Below are 17,168 nucleotides of genomic sequence, written 5' to 3' on the forward strand. Positions count from 1 at the left end.
GTAGGAATGGGAAAACCAAACCTAGAAAGCCTTATAAAAGATCTTTACAATCATGCTCGACATGATTTGAGTGAGGATTTAGTTGCTGCTCTCCTAGAGACTGCTAAAAAACTGCCTTCTACAAATGAGCAATTGCTGGCAGTTCGTCTCTCAGGCATGGTCAATCGTGAATTGTTCCTTAATCCCAAACATCCGGCACCTGAGTTGCTCAACTTGGCTCGTTTTATCAAAAGAGAAGAAGCCAAGTACAAAGGAACCGCAGCTTCTGCGCTTATGTACGGGGAGGCCTTTAAAATGCTTTGATTCCATTGTGAATCAAAGCATTTTTCTATATGTTAAAAAAGCAATTCTTAGGTAGGCAAAGAAAAAAGCCATCCTAATTAGGATAGCTTCTTGGTTCTTAAATTTGTTCAGCGATGACCTTTTCAGCTAGATTCATAGCGTGATCAGACACACGAGTATAGTGGGAAATGATGTCGATAAAGTTGACCCCAGCTCGTGTTGAACATTCACCCTTGTTGAGGCGTTTGATATGGGTCTTTCTGAGAACACGTTCCATATTGTTGATTTCTTTATGGCGTTCAATCAGACTTTGAGCTTTTTCAATATCATTGTTTTCTACACTATCAAGGGCATCCTTGATAAAGTCAGTGGTTTTTTGATAGATATCAGCCAATTCCCGCAAAGCGGCTTCAGAGAACTCAACATTTTTACGTTGAAGATAGTCAGTTAGGTTGAGAAGAGCTTCTGCGTGGTCCCCAATCCGTTCCAAATCGCGGGATGAATCAAGGATGTTGGTCAAGACTTCACTTTCTTTCTGGCTAAGGGCTTCACTTGAAAGGGTAATGAGGTAACGAGTCAATTTTTCATCAATGGTGTTGATGGCTTCTTCCGTCTTGTGGCCTTTTTCAGCGACCTTTTCATTGAGGTCAATGATGTAGTTGTATGAAAGGTCAAAGGCTTTAGAAGCATAATTTCCCAAGTGAAGGAGTTCTTTCTTGGCATTTCCGAGAGCGATTGATGGAGCTTGTTTAATCAAATGCTCATCAAGATAAAGTGGCTCGTACTTGACAACTTCGTCTTCACCAGGAATGAGCTTGGTTACAAAGTAGGCCAAGGCTCCGATGAAGGGAAATTGTACAATGGTGTTACTTACGTTAAAGGCACCGTGAGAGAAGGCTATGGTCATCTCAGGTGAGAGATGAAGGAGTGCCTGGAAGTATTCAATCATTGACGTAAATGGGCCTAATAAGATTAAGCAAAGAATAGTCCCTAAAACGTTAAAGATAACGTGGGTTGCAGCAACTCGTTTCGCAGAGATATTGGCTCCAGCTGCCGCGAGGATAACTGTTAGGGTTGTCCCGATATTATCTCCGAAGAGAACTGGTAGAGAACCTTTAAGGTCAAGGAATCCACCTGCATAGAGACCTTGCAAAATCCCGATTGTCGCAGAAGAAGCTTGGATGAGAACGGTAATTACTGCACCGGCCAAAACCCCCAACACAGGATTTTGGCCCAAGGTTACCATGTATTCCTTGAATTGTGGTAAATCTTTAAGAGGGCTCATACCGGCACTGATGAGGTTGAGGGCGTAGAAGATTCCCCCTACACCAAACAGGATGCGCCCGATATTGTTTGCTGTTCTATTTTTGGTAAAGAAGAGGAACATGGTTCCAAGGAAAATCAAAGGTAAAGCATACTCACCAAGTTTGAAACCGATGATAAAGGAAGTAACGGTGGTTCCGATGTTGGCTCCCATGATAATTCCGATAGCCTGCCTAAGAGTGAGAAGACTAGCGCTGACCAGTCCAACCGTGATCACTGTAACCCCTGTACTTGACTGAATCAGGGCAGTCACGATAATTCCAACTAGAACACCTAAAAAAGGATTGCTGGTGTACTTGTCAATGTAAAAACGAAGGCGGTCTCCAGCAGCTTGTTGTAAACCGTCTCCCATGGTCTTGATACTATATAAAAATAGTCCCAGACCACCTAAAAAGTGAAATAAAATTTCCTGCCAATTAATGGACATTTCTTTTTCCTCCGAAAAATAATAACGGAATTTCTCCTATTCTATTTTAAAGGATAAAAGTAAATCTAACAAGTATTAAACTAAGATTTTAGAAAGAAAATTCGTTAGAATGATCCTTAATTATATTAATTTTACCAATTTCTAACCTAGATATAGGTATTTCCTTTTATATATTGACATTTAAAAGAAATATTTTAAAATGAGGGAGGAATTATCTTGGTCCCTGTGATTGGGATAAAAATTTTATAAAGAAAGTTAAGCGCTTTCTTTTGTGCAACAAAATCAATCTTTTAGGAGGAGAAAATGAAGAATCCATTTTTTGAAAGACGTTGTCGCTACAGTATTCGTAAGTTATCAGTAGGAGCCTGCTCGCTGATGATTGGGGCTGTTTTATTTGCTGGTCCAGCCTTGGCCGAAGAAACTGTAGTTCCTGAAAATAGCGGAGCCAATACAGAGCTTGTTTCAGGAGAGAGTGAGCATCCAACTAATGAAGCTGACAAGCAGCATGAAGAAGAATCTGCTAGAGAAAACAAGTTAGAAAAGGCAGAAGGAGTAGCGACAGCATCTGAAATTGCTTCACCAGCAAGCAATGAAGCTACAACTACTGAAACTGCAGAGGAAACCAGTGTAGCTAAACCCGAGGAAAAACTAAGCGAGGTGGTTGCAGAAACACCATCTGCAGACGAAAAACCAAAGTCTGACAGAGAAGCAGAAGCAAAACCTGAAGCAACTAGCAAAGGGGATGAGTCTAAGCCAGCAGCAGAAGCTAATAAGACTGAAAAAGAAGTCCAGCCAGATGTTCCTAAAAATACAGAAAAAACATTAAAACCAAAGGAAATCAAAATTAATTCTTGGGATGAATTGCTGAAATGGGAACCCGGAGCTCGTGAAGATGATGCTATTAACCGCGGGTCTGTTGCCCTTGCTTCACGTCGGACAGGGCATTTGGTCAATGAAAAAGCTAGCAAGGAAGCAAAAGTTCAAGCCCTATCAAACACCAATTCTAAAGCAAAAGACCATGCTTCTGTTGGTGGAGAAGAGTTCAAGGCCTATGCTTTTGACTATTGGCAATATCTAGATTCAATGGTCTTCTGGGAAGGTCTCGTACCAACTCCTGACGTTATTGATGCAGGTCACCGTAACGGGGTGCCTGTATATGGGACACTCTTCTTCAACTGGTCTAATAGTATTGCAGATCAAGAAAAATTCGCTGAAGCTTTGAAGCAAGACGCAGATGGTAGCTTCCCAATTGCCCGTAAATTGGTAGATATGGCCAAGTATTATGGCTATGATGGCTATTTCATCAACCAAGAAACAACTGGGGATTTGGTTGAACCTCTTGGAGAAAAGATGCGCCAGTTTATGCTCTATACCAAGGAGTATGCTGCTAAGGTAAATCACCCAATCAAGTATTCTTGGTACGATGCCATGACTTATAACTATGGACGTTACCATCAAGATGGTTTGGGAGAATACAACTACCAATTCATGCAACCAGAAGGAGATAAGGTTCCAGCAGATAACTTTTTTGCTAACTTTAACTGGGATAAGGCTAAAAATGATTACACTATTGCAACTGCCAACTGGATTGGTCGCAATCCTTATGATGTATTTGCAGGTTTAGAATTGCAACAGGGTGGATCTTACAAGACAAAGGTTAAGTGGAATGACATTTTAGATGAAAATGGGAAATTGCGCCTTTCTCTTGGTTTGTTTGCTCCAGATACCATTACAAGTTTAGGAAAAACTGGTGAAGATTATCATAAGAATGAAGATATCTTCTTTACAGGTTATCAAGGTGATCCTACTGGCCAAAAACCAGGTGACAAAGATTGGTATGGGATTGCTAACCTAGTTGCAGACCGTACGCCAGCAGTAGGTCATACTTTTACTACTTCTTTTAATACAGGTCATGGTAGAAAATGGTTCGTAGATGGTAAGGTTTCTAAGGATTCTGAGTGGAATTACCGTTCAGTTTCAGGTGTTCTTCCAACATGGCGCTGGTGGCAAAAATCAACTGGCGATAAGTTGAAAGCAAGCTATGATTTTGAAGATGCTTATAATGGTGGAACTTCTCTCAAATTTGCAGGGGATCTTTCAGGCGCGACCAAGCAAGATGTGAATTTGTACTCTACTCGCTTGAAGGTGACAGATACCACCAAATTGCATGTTGCCCACAAAGGAGGCAAAGGGACCAAGGTTTATGTAGAATTTGCAACCAAGAAAGATTATACCTACGGTGATGAAGCTGCCCGTAAAGAATTAACAGTTTCAGATGACTGGACTACCAATGATTTTGATTTGAGTGCCTTGGCAGGTAAAACAATTTACGGTATTAAACTCTATTTTGAAAATGACAAAGACTTAAAAGGTTATCAATTTAATCTGGGGCAATTGACTATCAGCAATAATCAAGATGCTCCTCAGGCACCAACCACAGTAGCTGTAGCCAAACAAGTCCTTAAAAATGCCCAAGAAGCGGAAGCAGTTGTGCAATTTAAAGGCAACAAGGATGCAGATTTCTATGAAGTTTACGAAAAAGATGGAGACAGCTGGAAATTACTAACTGGCTCATCTTCTACAACGATTTATCTACCAAAAGTTAGCCGCTCAGCAAGTGCTCAAGGTACAACTCAAGAACTGAAGGTTGTAGCAGTTGGTAAAAATGGGGTTCGTTCAGAAGCTGCAACCGCAACCTTTGATTGGGGCATGACTGTAAAAGATACCAGCCTACCAAAACCACTAGCTGAAAATATCGTTCCAGGTGCAACAGTTATTGATAGTACTTTCCCTAAGACTGAAGGTGGAGAAGGTATTGAAGGTATGTTGAATGGTACCATTACCAGTCTGTCTGACAAGTGGTCCTCTGGACAGTTAAGCGGTAGTGTGGATATTCGTTTGACCCAGCCACGTACAGTTGTTAGATGGGTGATGGATCATGCTGGGGCTGGTGGAGAATCTGTTAACGACGGTTTGATGAACACCAAAGACTTTGACCTCTATTATAAAGATGCGGATGGTCAATGGAAGTTGGCGAAGGAAGTTCGTGGCAATAAAGCCCATGTTACAGATATTACCCTTGATAAACCAATCACAGCTCAAGATTGGCGCTTGAATGTGGTCACTTCTGACAATGGAACTCCATGGAAGGCTATTCGTATCTATAACTGGAGAATGTATGAAAAGCTTGATACTGAGAGTTTCAATATTCCGATGGCCAAGGCTGCAGCCCGTTCTTTAGGCAATAACAAGGTACAAGTTGGCTTTGCGGATGTACCAGCTGGAGCAACTATTACCGTTTATGACAATCCAAATTCTCAAACTCCTCTTGCAACCTTGAAGAGCGAGGTTGGAGGAGATCTAGCAAGTGCACCATTGGATTTGACAAATCAATCTGGTCTTCTTTACTATCGTACTCAGTTGCCAGGCAAGGAAATTAGTAATGTCCTAGCAGTTTCCGTTCCAAAAGATGACAGAAGAATCAAGTCAGTCAGCCTAGAAACAGGACCTAAGAAAACAAACTACGCCGAAGGGGAGGATTTGGACCTTAGAGGTGGTGTTCTTCGCGTTCAGTATGAAGGAGGAGCTGAGGACGAACTCATTCGCCTAACCCACGCAGGTGTATCGGTATCAGGCTTTGACACGCATCACAAGGGAGAACAAAATCTTACTTTACAATATTTAGGGCAACCGGTACATGCGAATTTATCAGTGACTGTTACTAGTCAAGATGAAGCGAGTCCGAAAACTATTTTGGGAATTGAAGTAAGTCAGGAACCGAAAAAAGATTACCTAGTTGGTGATAGCTTAGACTTGTCTGAAGGACGCTTTGCAGTGGCTTATAGCAATGACACCATGGAAGAACATTCCTTTACTGATGAGGGAGTTGAAATTTCTGGTTACGATGCTCAAAAGACCGGTCGTCAAACCTTGACGCTTCGTTACCAAGGTCATGAAGTCAACTTTGATGTTTTGGTATCTCCAAAAGCAGCATTGAACGATGAGTACCTCAAACAAAAATTAGCAGAAGTTGAAGCAGATAAGAACAAAGTGGTCTATAACTTTGCTTCACCAGAAGTAAAAGAAGCTTTCTTGAAAGCAATTGAAGCGGCAGAACAAGTGTTGAAAGACCATGAAACGAGCACCCAAGATCAGGTTAATGACCGACTTAATAAATTGACAGAAGCTCATAAAGCTCTGAATGGTCAAGAGAAATTTACGGAAGAAAAGACAGAACTTGATCGCTTAACAGGTGAGGCTCAAGAACTCTTGGCTGCCAAACCAAACCATCCTTCAGGTTCTGCCCTAGCTCCGCTTCTTGAGAAAAACAAGGTCTTGGTTGAAAAAGTAGATTTGAGTCCAGAAGAGCTTGCAACAGCGAAACAGAGTCTAAAAGATCTGGTTGCTTTATTGAAAGAAGACAAGCCAGCAGTTTTTTCTGATAGTAAAACAGGTGTTGAGGTACACTTCTCAAATAAAGAGAAGACTATCATCAAGGGCTTGAAAGTAGAGCGTGTTCAAGCAAATGATGAAGAGAAGAAATACTTTGCTGGAGAAGATACCCATATCTTTGAAATAGAAGGTCTAGATGAAAAAGGTCAAGATGTTGATCTCGCTTACGCTTCTATTGTGAAAATTCCAATTGAAAAAGATAAGAAAGTGAAGAAAGTCTTCTTCTTACCTGAAGGAAAAGAAGCAGTAGAATTGGCTTTTGAACAAACGGATAGTCATGTTATCTTTACAGCCCCACACTTTACTCATTATGTCTTGGTTTATGAAACTGCTGAAAAACCACAACCTGCTAAACCAGTAGAAGAAGTTATTGCAAGCAAGGAACCAGCTGAAGGTATCAAGAATTTGGTTGTGGATACTCCGAAATTAGAAGTCGAAGAAACAAGTATCGCCTTCGAACACCAAGAACGTCCAAATCAAAATCTCCCAGTCGGCCAACGTCAACTTGTCCAAGCGGGAGTTGAGGGGCAAATTCGCCGCTTGATTGAAGTAGATATCCAAGGCAATCGTACGCTTCGCGCTACAGAAGTTTTGAAAGAAGCAAGTCCTGAAATCGTAGAAGTAGGTACTGGTCTTATTCCTGCCAATCCAGCACCACAAAACACAGACCTTCCAAAACCTACGAATCAATCGGCGTCAGATCAACAAAAGGCTCCTAAATTGGAAGTTCAAGAGGAAAAGGTTCCTTTTGATCGTCAAGAACATGAAAATGCTGAGATGCTAGTTGGGGAACAACGAGTCATCATACAGGGACGAGATGGTCTATTAAGACATGTCTTTGAAGTTGGTGAAAACGGTCAGCGTCGCCTTCGTTCAACAGAAGTCATCCAAGAAGCGATTCCAGAAATTGTTGAAATTGGAACAAAAGTAAAAACTGAACCAGCAGTAGCGCCTACACAAGAAAAACCATCCCAAAATACAGCAGTTAAATCAGAAGAAGCAAGCAAACAATTGCCAAATACAGGAACTGCTGATGCCAATGAAGCCCTAATAGCAGGATTGGCCAGCCTTGGTCTTGCTAGTTTAGCCTTGACATTGAAACAGAAAAAAGAAGATGAAGATTAAATATCGAAAAATCTTGTGAAATCTTTCCTTATATTTCCAAAGTGTGATATAATAGTTTCGAATAAAATAAATAAAGGGGTTTTTGTAACATGGCAAAACTTACTGTTAAAGACGTTGACTTGAAAGGTAAAAAAGTCCTCGTTCGTGTTGACTTCAACGTACCATTGAAAGATGGTGTAATCACTAACGACAACCGTATCACAGCAGCTCTTCCAACTATTAAGTACATCATCGAGCAAGGTGGACGTGCAATTCTTTTCTCTCACCTTGGACGTGTGAAAGAAGAAGCTGATAAAGCTGGTAAATCACTTGCTCCTGTAGCAGCAGACTTGGCAGAAAAACTTGGTCAAGACGTTGTTTTCCCAGGTGTCACTCGTGGTGCTGAATTGGAAGCAGCGATTAACGCTCTTGAAGATGGACAAGTTCTCTTGGTTGAAAACACTCGTTTTGAAGATGTTGACGGCAAGAAAGAATCTAAAAACGATCCTGAACTTGGTAAATACTGGGCATCACTTGGAGATGGTATCTTCGTAAACGATGCCTTCGGTACAGCTCACCGTGCACACGCATCTAACGTTGGTATCTCTGCAAACGTTGAAAAAGCAGTTGCTGGTTTCCTTCTTGAAAACGAAATTGCCTACATCCAAGAAGCAGTTGAAGCCCCAGAACGTCCATTCGTGGCTATCCTTGGTGGTTCAAAAGTTTCAGACAAGATCGGTGTTATCGAAAACTTGCTTGAAAAAGCTGATAAAGTTCTTATCGGTGGTGGGATGACTTACACATTCTACAAAGCACAAGATATCGAAATTGGTAATTCACTTGTAGAAGAAGATAAATTGGATGTTGCGAAAGCTCTTCTTGAAAAAGCAAACGGCAAATTGATCTTGCCAGTTGACTCAAAAGAAGCAAACGCATTTGCTGACTACACTGAAGTGAAAGACACTGAAGGTGAAGCAGTTGACCCAGGTTTCCTTGGTCTTGACATCGGTCCAAAATCTATCGCTAAATTTGACGAAGCTTTGACTGGTGCCAAAACAGTTGTATGGAACGGACCTATGGGTGTATTTGAAAACCCAGACTTCCAAGCTGGTACAATCGGTGTGATGGACGCTATCGTGAAACAACCAGGCGTTAAATCAATCATTGGTGGTGGTGACTCAGCTGCCGCAGCAATCAACCTTGGCCGTGCAGATAAATTCTCATGGATCTCTACTGGTGGTGGAGCATCAATGGAACTTCTCGAAGGTAAAGTATTGCCAGGACTTGCAGCCTTGACAGAAAAATAAGATTTTATAAATAAATCAAAGAAGAGAGGGATGAAGGTTCCTCTTTTCTTTTGCTTAAAATAAAAACGCTTCCTCTCAACTATTCCTCATAAAATCACCCAAATTGTGATAAAATGGAAATAGAAAGTTGAGATTATGAGTTATTTTAAAAAATATAAATTCGATAAATCCCAGTTCAAACTTGGTATGCGAACCTTTAAAACAGGTATTGCTGTTTTTCTAGTTCTCTTGATTTTTGGCTTTTTTGGCTGGAAAGGTCTTCAAATCGGTGCTTTGACAGCCGTTTTTAGCCTCAGGGAGAGTTTTGATAAGAGTGTCCATTTTGGAACTTCGCGTATTCTTGGAAATAGTATCGGTGGCCTTTATGCACTGATCTTCTTCTTATTAAATACCTTTTTCCACGAAGCCTTTTGGGTGACCTTGGTAGTTGTCCCAATCTGTACCATGTTAACCATTATGACAAATGTAGCCATGAATAACAAAGCAGGAGTTATTGGTGGTGTAGCAGCTATGTTAATTATTACCCTATCGATTCCGAGTGGTGAAACAATTTTGTACGTTTTTGCTCGTGTATCAGAAACTTTCATGGGAGTTTTTGTCGCAATTCTCGTAAATTACGATATTGATCGTATTCGACTCTTTTTAGAGAAAAAAGAAAAATAATGTTATATTTTATAACATTATCGATTGACGTTTGTATTTTTTTAGACTATAATAGACAGAAAGAAGGAAATTGTAAATGAAGGAAAAAGAATTTCGCCGAAATATGGCTGTTTTTCCTATCGGCAGTGTTATGAAGTTGACCGATCTATCGGCGCGTCAGATTCGTTATTATGAAGATCAAGAGTTGATCAAGCCTGATCGAAACGAAGGGAACCGTCGCATGTATTCTTTGAATGACATGGATCGTCTGCTTGAAATCAAAGATTATATCTCTGAAGGTTATAATATCGCTGCCATTAAGAAAAAATATGCTGAACGTGAAGCGAAATCTAAGAAAGCAGTGAGTCAGACTGAGGTGCGTCGTGCACTTCACAATGAACTCCTCCAACAGGGTCGCTTTGCTTCAGTACGGTCACCTTTTGGTCGCGGTTAGGCAACCGCAAGTAGTTATAATTAAGGAGAAAACTCATGCCAATCACAGCTGCAGATATTCGTCGTGAAGTCAAGGAAAAAAATGTTACCTTTATTCGTCTCATGTTCTCAGATATTTTGGGAACCATGAAAAACGTCGAAATTCCTGCCACAGATGAACAGTTAGATAAAGTCTTGTCAAACAAGGCTATGTTTGATGGATCTTCTATCGAAGGTTTTGTACGTATCAATGAGTCAGATATGTACTTGTACCCTGACTTGGATACATGGACAGTCTTCCCGTGGGGAGATGAAAATGGAAGTGTTGCAGGTTTGATCTGTGATGTCTATACAACAGAAGGTGAGCCATTTGCAGGAGACCCTCGTGGCAATTTGAAACGTGCTCTTCGTCACATGGAAGAAGTAGGGTTCAACTCTTTCAACCTTGGACCAGAGCCAGAATTCTTCCTATTTAAGTTGGATGAAAATGGTGACCCAACACTTGAAGTAAATGACAAGGGTGGCTACTTTGATTTGGCGCCTACGGACCTTGCGGACAATACACGTCGTGAGATTGTCAATGTCTTGACCAAAATGGGATTTGAAGTAGAAGCCAGCCATCACGAGGTTGCGGTTGGACAGCATGAGATTGACTTCAAGTACGATGAAGTTCTCCGTGCTTGTGATAAGATTCAAATCTTTAAACTTGTTGTTAAGACCATTGCTCGCAAACATGGTCTTTACGCAACCTTTATGGCCAAGCCAAAATTTGGTATTGCTGGATCAGGTATGCACTGTAATATGTCCTTGTTTGATGCAGAAGGAAATAATGCCTTCTTTGATCCAAACGATCCAAAAGGAATGCAGTTGTCAGAAACGGCCTACCATTTCCTTGGCGGTTTGATCAAGCATGCCTACAACTATACTGCCATTATGAACCCAACGGTTAACTCATACAAACGTTTGGTTCCAGGTTATGAAGCGCCTGTTTACATTGCTTGGGCTGGTCGTAACCGTTCGCCACTTGTGCGCGTGCCTGCTTCACGTGGTATGGGAACTCGTCTTGAGTTGCGTTCAGTGGATCCAATGGCGAACCCTTATATCGCTATGGCAGTTCTGTTGGAAGTTGGTTTGCATGGTATTGAAAACAAAATCGAAGCACCAGCCCCTATCGAAGAAAATATCTACATCATGACAGCAGAAGAGCGCAAGGAAGCTGGTATTACAGACCTTCCATCAACCCTTCACAACGCTTTGAAGGCTTTGACAGAAGATGAAGTTGTCAGAGCAGCTCTTGGAGAACATATCTATACTAGTTTCCTTGAAGCCAAACGAATCGAATGGGCAAGTTATGCAACCTTCGTTTCACAATGGGAAATTGATAATTATTTAGACCTTTACTAATACTAATATAGAAGAAAGATTGCCTGTGGGTGATCTTTTTTCTTGTATTTTATATCGAGGTGTGATATATTTTATATAACGAAGTGCGATATATCGAACTGGATAGGAGGCAGCTATAAATGGAATTAACGGATAAGATTCGTCGAGTTTATCTTCCGATGACGGAAACGGGCTTTTATATCTTGTTCTGTCTGCAAAAGGAAGGTCATGGTTATAGTATTACGCAAAAGGTCAAGGAAATGACAGATTCGCAAGTTTCGATTAGTCCTGGGACTATGTATGGAACCTTGTCAAAAATGGAAAAGGATGGTTTGATTTCCTTTATCCGCGAAGAGGAAAAACGGAAAATCTATCAGATCACAGACTTGGGACGAAAAGTTTTAGATATTGAATTGAAACGTATTGAACGGCTCTATAGAAACAGTCGGGAGGAAGGGTGATGGAAAAGAAGGTTGTTTATAGAATTGCTACTATTGCGGATTATGATAGAGAGGCTTTATATTTTAGAAAAATGCATGCTGAGGGCTGGAAACTTAAGGAAGTGACCTACTCTAACTTAGTAGTTGCGGTTAAGTATACTTTTGAAAAGTGCCAATCGGAGCAGGTGTCTTATCAGTTGGACTTTTATCCCATGAAAAAATCCGATAGAGCCTCCTATTTACAATTATTTAAAGATTGTGGCTGGGAGCATATTACAGACTTTAATGGGTTTTCCTACTTTAGAAAGCTTCATTCTGGAATTGAGTCGGATGCCGAGTTTGAAATTTATAATGACGCGGCCGGGAAGCTAGCTATGGTCAAACGGATTTTAACGAGGCGGATGTTTCCTATTTTGCTTCTCTTTTTAGCTCTACTACCGGTTTTCTCAAAGTTTGTCACTGGAGGTAGTTCTTTCAGTTGGGAAATGTTTTTGATTGTTATAATAGATGGTGTTTTATTGATAGTCCATGCGATTCAGATTTCTTATATTTTTTGGAGATTGAGTCAAAAGTGGAAAGAATTATCTAATAAATAACACCAGGCATGTTTTCTAATTTTGGGGTAAGACAATGAATAGCAGAGTAGAATTTCGGATTTTCACTATTGTTGATTTAGACAAGGAAGAAGAATATTTACATGAGATGCATTTGAAAGGTTGGAAGTATAGAACGAGTCGTTTTGGTTTGTTCTATTTTGACCAATGTCAACCAGACGATGTCATCTACTGTATCTATGATTCTAGATTTCTTAAAAAATATAAGCATGAACTGCAAGATTTTAGAAATAGAGGTTGGGAATTGATAGAAACAGGTTTTTGTTCAATTCTTCGTAAATCATCTTCTGATTTACTTACGGAAGATCAAGTCTATATGAGTAAGGATCTCAGATGGGAAGTTATGCGGTATAGACTTCGTTCATGTACAGCTACTTTCTTAGGTGGTCTTGTTATTTGTATGAGTTTATTTAGAGAAGATCTTTCTATGTCTTTCTTCATTATTTTTGTTTTGTATGCTTTCATGATTTCTTATCTAATCTATGGTTATTTCAGACTAAAAAGGAAATATCGAGTAGATAAACAGTAAGGTTCTAGGTCTTTAGACTGATTTTTAGCACTCTTGGTAAAAGAGTGCTAATTTTTTGAGTTTTTGTCTTGACATTCTCTTTTAAGGGTGTATAATAGAATCATAAGTTAGCACTTAAGTGTATCGAGTGCTAATCGATCAGACAGAGAGGAGTGATGAGGTGGTTACAGAGCGTCAGCAGGATATTCTAAATCTGATTATTGACATCTTTACCAAAACGCACGAACCTGTCGGATCCAAAGCCTTGCAAGAGTCTATTAACTCTAGCAGCGCAACCATTCGTAATGACATGGCGGCTCTAGAAAAGCAAGGTTTGCTTGAGAAGGCTCATACTTCAAGTGGTCGAATGCCAAGTGTTGCTGGTTTTCAGTACTATGTGAAACACTCACTGGATTTTGACCGACTGGCTGAAAATGAGGTATATGAGATTGTCAAGGCCTTTGATCAGGAATTCTTCAAATTGGAGGATATTCTGCAAGAAGCTGCTAATCTATTGACAGACTTGAGTGGCTGTACGGTAGTAGCACTGGATGTTGAGCCGAGCAGGCAACGGTTGACAGCCTTTGATATCGTTGTTTTGGGGCAACATACAGCCTTGGCGGTATTCACCCTAGACGAGTCGCGAACGGTTACCAGTCAGTTTCTGATTCCAAGGAACTTCTTGCAGGAGGACTTGCTGAAACTGAAGAACATCATTCAGGAACGTTTCCTCGGCCACACCGTTCTAGATATTCACTACAAGATTCGGACGGAGATTCCGCAGATTATCCAGCGTTACTTTACAACAACGGATAATGTGATCAATCTCTTTGAACATATCTTTAAGGAAATGTTCAACGAAAACATTGTGGTGGCGGGCAAGGTCAATCTCTTGAATTTTGCTAATCTAGCAGCCTATCAGTTCTTTGACCAACCGCAAAAGGTGGCTCTGGAGATTCGTGAGGGGTTGCGTGAGGATCAGATGCAAAATGTCCGTGTTGCGGACAGTCAAGAGTCCTGTCTAGCTGAGCTAGCTGTGATTAGTAGCAAGTTCCTTATTCCTTATCGAGGTGTTGGAATTCTAGCCATTATCGGTCCGGTTAATCTGGATTACCAACAGCTAATCAACCAAGTCAATGTGGTCAATCGTGTTTTGACCATGAAGTTGACAGATTTTTACCGCTACCTCAGCAGTAATCATTATGAAGTACATTAATATTGAAATCATTAAAGGAGGCGAAAATGGCCCAAGATAAAAAAAATGAAGAAGTAGAAGAAGTTCAAGAAGAGGAAGTTGTGGAAACAGCTGAAGAAACAACTCCTGAGAAGTCTGAGTTGGACTTGGCAAATGAACGTGCGGATGAGTTCGAAAATAAATACCTTCGCGCTCATGCAGAAATGCAAAATATCCAACGCCGTGCCAATGAAGAGCGTCAAAACTTGCAACGTTATCGTAGCCAGGACTTGGCAAAAGCGATTCTCCCTTCTTTGGATAACCTTGAGCGTGCACTCGCAGTTGAAGGTTTGACAGACGATGTCAAAAAAGGATTGGAAATGGTGCAAGAAAGCTTGGTTCATGCTTTGAAAGAAGAAGGAATCGAAGAAATCGCAGCTGATGGCGGATTTGACCATAACTACCATATGGCCATCCAAACTCTCCCGGCAGACGATGAACACCCAGCAGATACCATCGCTCAAGTCTTCCAAAAAGGCTATAAACTCCATGACCGCATCCTACGCCCAGCAATGGTAGTTGTTTATAACTAGGATCCAAAGCCCGTAAAAAGCTCACAGTAAAAATAGGAGATTGACGAAGTGTTTGATGAACACAAGAAAATCTAACTTTTTTACTCAGAGCTTAGGGCGTGTTCGATTAGGCAATTCTGACGGTAGCTAAAGCAACTCGTCAGAAAACGGCAATCGCTATGGCGTTTTCCTAGCCTTCTTACTAACTCGTCGTTGAAATAAAATCAATTTCGACTTCTCGTGTCACAATCTACATAATAGAAAACTTGTCCGAAACGACAATAAACTATGAAGAAAGATAAGAGGCAAGCCGGAGGCTTGCAAGGAAGATATTTCCCACCGTGGTGAAAGTTTCAGTAGCTTGTGCTACTGAAACAGGGGATTTTTGAGACAATAGGCTCAAAAATAAGTGATGAAATCCCGAAGGGAGTTGCTCACGTCCCCACCACTTAAGGGAAATATCAAAAAATCAAAATTCGAATTAAAATTTAAGGAGAAAAACACATGTCTAAAATTATCGGTATTGACTTAGGTACAACAAACTCAGCAGTAGCAGTTCTTGAAGGAACTGAAAGCAAAATCATCGCAAACCCAGAAGGGAACCGTACAACTCCATCTGTAGTCTCATTCAAAAATGGTGAAATCATCGTTGGTGATGCTGCAAAACGTCAAGCAGTCACAAACCCAGATACAGTTATCTCTATCAAATCTAAGATGGGAACTTCTGAAAAAGTTTCTGCAAACGGAAAAGAATACACTCCACAAGAAATCTCAGCTATGATCCTTCAATACTTGAAAGGCTACGCGGAAGACTATCTTGGTGAAAAAGTAACGAAAGCAGTTATCACAGTTCCAGCTTACTTCAACGATGCTCAACGTCAAGCAACAAAAGACGCTGGTAAAATCGCTGGCCTTGAAGTAGAACGTATCGTCAACGAACCAACAGCAGCAGCCCTTGCTTACGGTTTGGACAAGACTGATAAAGAAGAAAAAATCTTGGTATTTGACCTTGGTGGTGGGACATTCGACGTCTCTATCCTTGAATTGGGTGACGGTGTCTTCGACGTATTGTCAACTGCAGGGGACAACAAACTTGGTGGTGACGACTTTGACCAAAAAATCATTGACCACTTGGTAGCAGAATTCAAGAAAGAAAACGGCATTGACTTGTCTACTGACAAGATGGCAATGCAACGTTTGAAAGATGCAGCTGAAAAAGCGAAGAAAGACCTTTCTGGTGTCACTTCAACACAAATCAGCTTGCCATTTATCACTGCTGGTGAGGCTGGACCTCTTCACTTGGAAATGACTTTGACTCGTGCTAAATTCGACGATTTGACTCGTGACCTTGTAGAACGTACAAAAACTCCAGTTCGCCAAGCCCTTTCAGATGCAGGTTTGAGCTTGTCAGAAATCGACGAAGTCATCCTTGTTGGTGGTTCAACCCGTATCCCTGCCGTTGTTGAAGCTGTTAAAGCTGAAACTGGTAAAGAACCAAACAAATCAGTGAACCCTGACGAAGTAGTGGCTATGGGTGCTGCAATCCAAGGTGGTGTGATCACTGGTGATGTGAAAGACGTTGTCCTTCTTGACGTAACGCCATTGTCACTTGGTATCGAAACAATGGGTGGAGTCTTTACAAAACTCATCGACCGCAACACAACCATTCCAACATCTAAATCACAAGTCTTCTCAACTGCAGCAGACAACCAACCAGCCGTTGATATCCACGTTCTTCAAGGTGAACGCCCAATGGCAGCAGATAACAAGACTCTTGGACGCTTCCAATTGACAGATATCCCAGCTGCACCTCGTGGTATCCCACAAATCGAAGTAACATTTGATATCGACAAGAACGGTATCGTGTCTGTTAAGGCCAAAGACCTTGGAACTCAAAAAGAACAAACAATTGTTATCCAATCTAACTCAGGCTTGACGGACGAAGAAATCGACCGCATGATGAAAGATGCAGAAGCAAACGCTGAAGCAGATAAGAAACGTAAAGAAGAAGTTGACCTTCGTAACGAAGTAGACCAAGCTATCTTTGCGACTGAAAAGACAATCAAAGAAACGGAAGGCAAAGGCTTCGATGCAGAACGTGATGCTGCCCAAGCTGCCCTTGATGACCTTAAGAAAGCGCAAGAAGACAACAACTTGGACGACATGAAAGCAAAACTTGAAGCGTTGAACGAAAAAGCTCAAGGACTTGCTGTGAAACTTTACGAACAAGCCGCAGCAGCGCAACAAGCTCAAGCAGGAGCAGAAGGCGAACAAGCAACAGGAAACGCAGGCGATGACGTCGTAGACGGAGAGTTTACTGAAAAATAAGATGCAAAGCCCGTTAAAACCTCACAGTGAAAATAGGAAATCTGACGCAGAAACTTTAGTTTCTAGAAAGATTTGTCTTTTTCACCAAGAGGTTAGGGCGTGCTCGATTTAGCATTACTAGCTTGATTTTTAAAACTCGAACGTCGTAATGATAGGAAGAAATCCAGAGGTTGCAACCCA

Annotated in this window: 13 protein-coding genes and 1 pseudogene; 13 read left to right on the forward strand and 1 reads right to left on the reverse strand. The window is 41.1% G+C overall.

Features of this window, described 5'->3' with window-relative positions:
* The first annotated feature begins 6 nt into the window (after positions 1–6).
* Positions 7–303, forward strand: coding sequence for a bacteriocin immunity protein (locus tag UKS_RS01700; protein WP_156011547.1), 297 nt, complete (start codon positions 7–9; stop codon positions 301–303).
* A gap of 97 nt (positions 304–400) precedes the next feature.
* Here UKS_RS01700 and UKS_RS01705 read toward each other — a convergent pair whose 3' ends face one another.
* Complete coding sequence (locus UKS_RS01705) at positions 401–2,032, reverse strand: Na/Pi cotransporter family protein (RefSeq protein WP_156011549.1); 1,632 nt, start codon at positions 2,030–2,032, stop codon at positions 401–403.
* A 303-nt stretch (positions 2,033–2,335) separates the two neighbouring features.
* Between UKS_RS01705 and UKS_RS10015 the strand changes: the two are divergent.
* From UKS_RS10015 to dnaK, 12 genes and pseudogenes are all read left to right on the forward strand, one after another.
* Positions 2,336–2,398, forward strand: a pseudogene (locus UKS_RS10015) (YSIRK-type signal peptide-containing protein); the annotation flags it as partial.
* A gap of 204 nt (positions 2,399–2,602) precedes the next feature.
* The gene (locus tag UKS_RS01710; protein ID WP_443031391.1) at positions 2,603–7,609 is read left to right on the forward strand and encodes an endo-beta-N-acetylglucosaminidase; all 5,007 of its coding nucleotides are present in this window, start codon (positions 2,603–2,605) and stop codon (positions 7,607–7,609) included.
* An 89-nt stretch (positions 7,610–7,698) separates the two neighbouring features.
* Complete coding sequence (locus tag UKS_RS01715; protein WP_156011552.1) at positions 7,699–8,895, forward strand: phosphoglycerate kinase; 1,197 nt, start codon at positions 7,699–7,701, stop codon at positions 8,893–8,895.
* A 135-nt stretch (positions 8,896–9,030) separates the two neighbouring features.
* Positions 9,031–9,558: an FUSC family protein gene (locus UKS_RS01720; protein ID WP_049543772.1), complete on the forward strand. Its 528-nt coding sequence runs from the start codon at positions 9,031–9,033 to the stop codon at positions 9,556–9,558.
* A 76-nt stretch (positions 9,559–9,634) separates the two neighbouring features.
* Positions 9,635–9,991, forward strand: coding sequence for a transcriptional repressor GlnR (glnR, locus tag UKS_RS01725; protein ID WP_000659548.1), 357 nt, complete (start codon positions 9,635–9,637; stop codon positions 9,989–9,991).
* 35 nt (positions 9,992–10,026) lie between these two features.
* Complete coding sequence (gene glnA / locus UKS_RS01730; protein ID WP_070526519.1) at positions 10,027–11,373, forward strand: type I glutamate--ammonia ligase; 1,347 nt, start codon at positions 10,027–10,029, stop codon at positions 11,371–11,373.
* Between the two features lie 119 nt (positions 11,374–11,492).
* The gene (locus UKS_RS01735; protein WP_156011554.1) at positions 11,493–11,813 is read left to right on the forward strand and encodes a PadR family transcriptional regulator; all 321 of its coding nucleotides are present in this window, start codon (positions 11,493–11,495) and stop codon (positions 11,811–11,813) included.
* Complete coding sequence (locus tag UKS_RS09950) at positions 11,813–12,388, forward strand: DUF2812 domain-containing protein (protein ID WP_156011556.1); 576 nt, start codon at positions 11,813–11,815, stop codon at positions 12,386–12,388. The genes UKS_RS01735 and UKS_RS09950 overlap by 1 nt, the downstream gene beginning before the upstream one ends.
* Positions 12,389–12,422: 34 nt before the next feature.
* Positions 12,423–12,935, forward strand: coding sequence for a DUF2812 domain-containing protein (locus UKS_RS01745; protein WP_156011557.1), 513 nt, complete (start codon positions 12,423–12,425; stop codon positions 12,933–12,935).
* A 160-nt stretch (positions 12,936–13,095) separates the two neighbouring features.
* A complete protein-coding gene (hrcA, locus tag UKS_RS01750; protein WP_156013026.1) occupies positions 13,096–14,130 on the forward strand; it encodes a heat-inducible transcriptional repressor HrcA in 1,035 nt (344 codons plus the stop codon).
* Positions 14,131–14,156: 26 nt separating this feature from the next.
* Positions 14,157–14,681 (forward strand): nucleotide exchange factor GrpE, encoded by a 525-nt coding sequence (grpE, locus tag UKS_RS01755; RefSeq protein WP_156011559.1) that lies wholly within the window; start codon positions 14,157–14,159, stop codon positions 14,679–14,681.
* Between the two features lie 483 nt (positions 14,682–15,164).
* Positions 15,165–16,988 carry a molecular chaperone DnaK gene (dnaK, locus tag UKS_RS01760; protein ID WP_049496358.1) on the forward strand — a complete coding sequence of 608 codons (1,824 nt, stop codon included), beginning with the start codon at positions 15,165–15,167 and terminating at the stop codon, positions 16,986–16,988.
* The last annotated feature ends 180 nt before the right edge of the window (positions 16,989–17,168 follow it).

It is taken from the genome of Streptococcus sp. 116-D4 (assembly GCF_009731465.1).
In the GTDB taxonomy this organism is placed as follows: Bacteria; Bacillota; Bacilli; order Lactobacillales; family Streptococcaceae; genus Streptococcus; species Streptococcus pseudopneumoniae_E.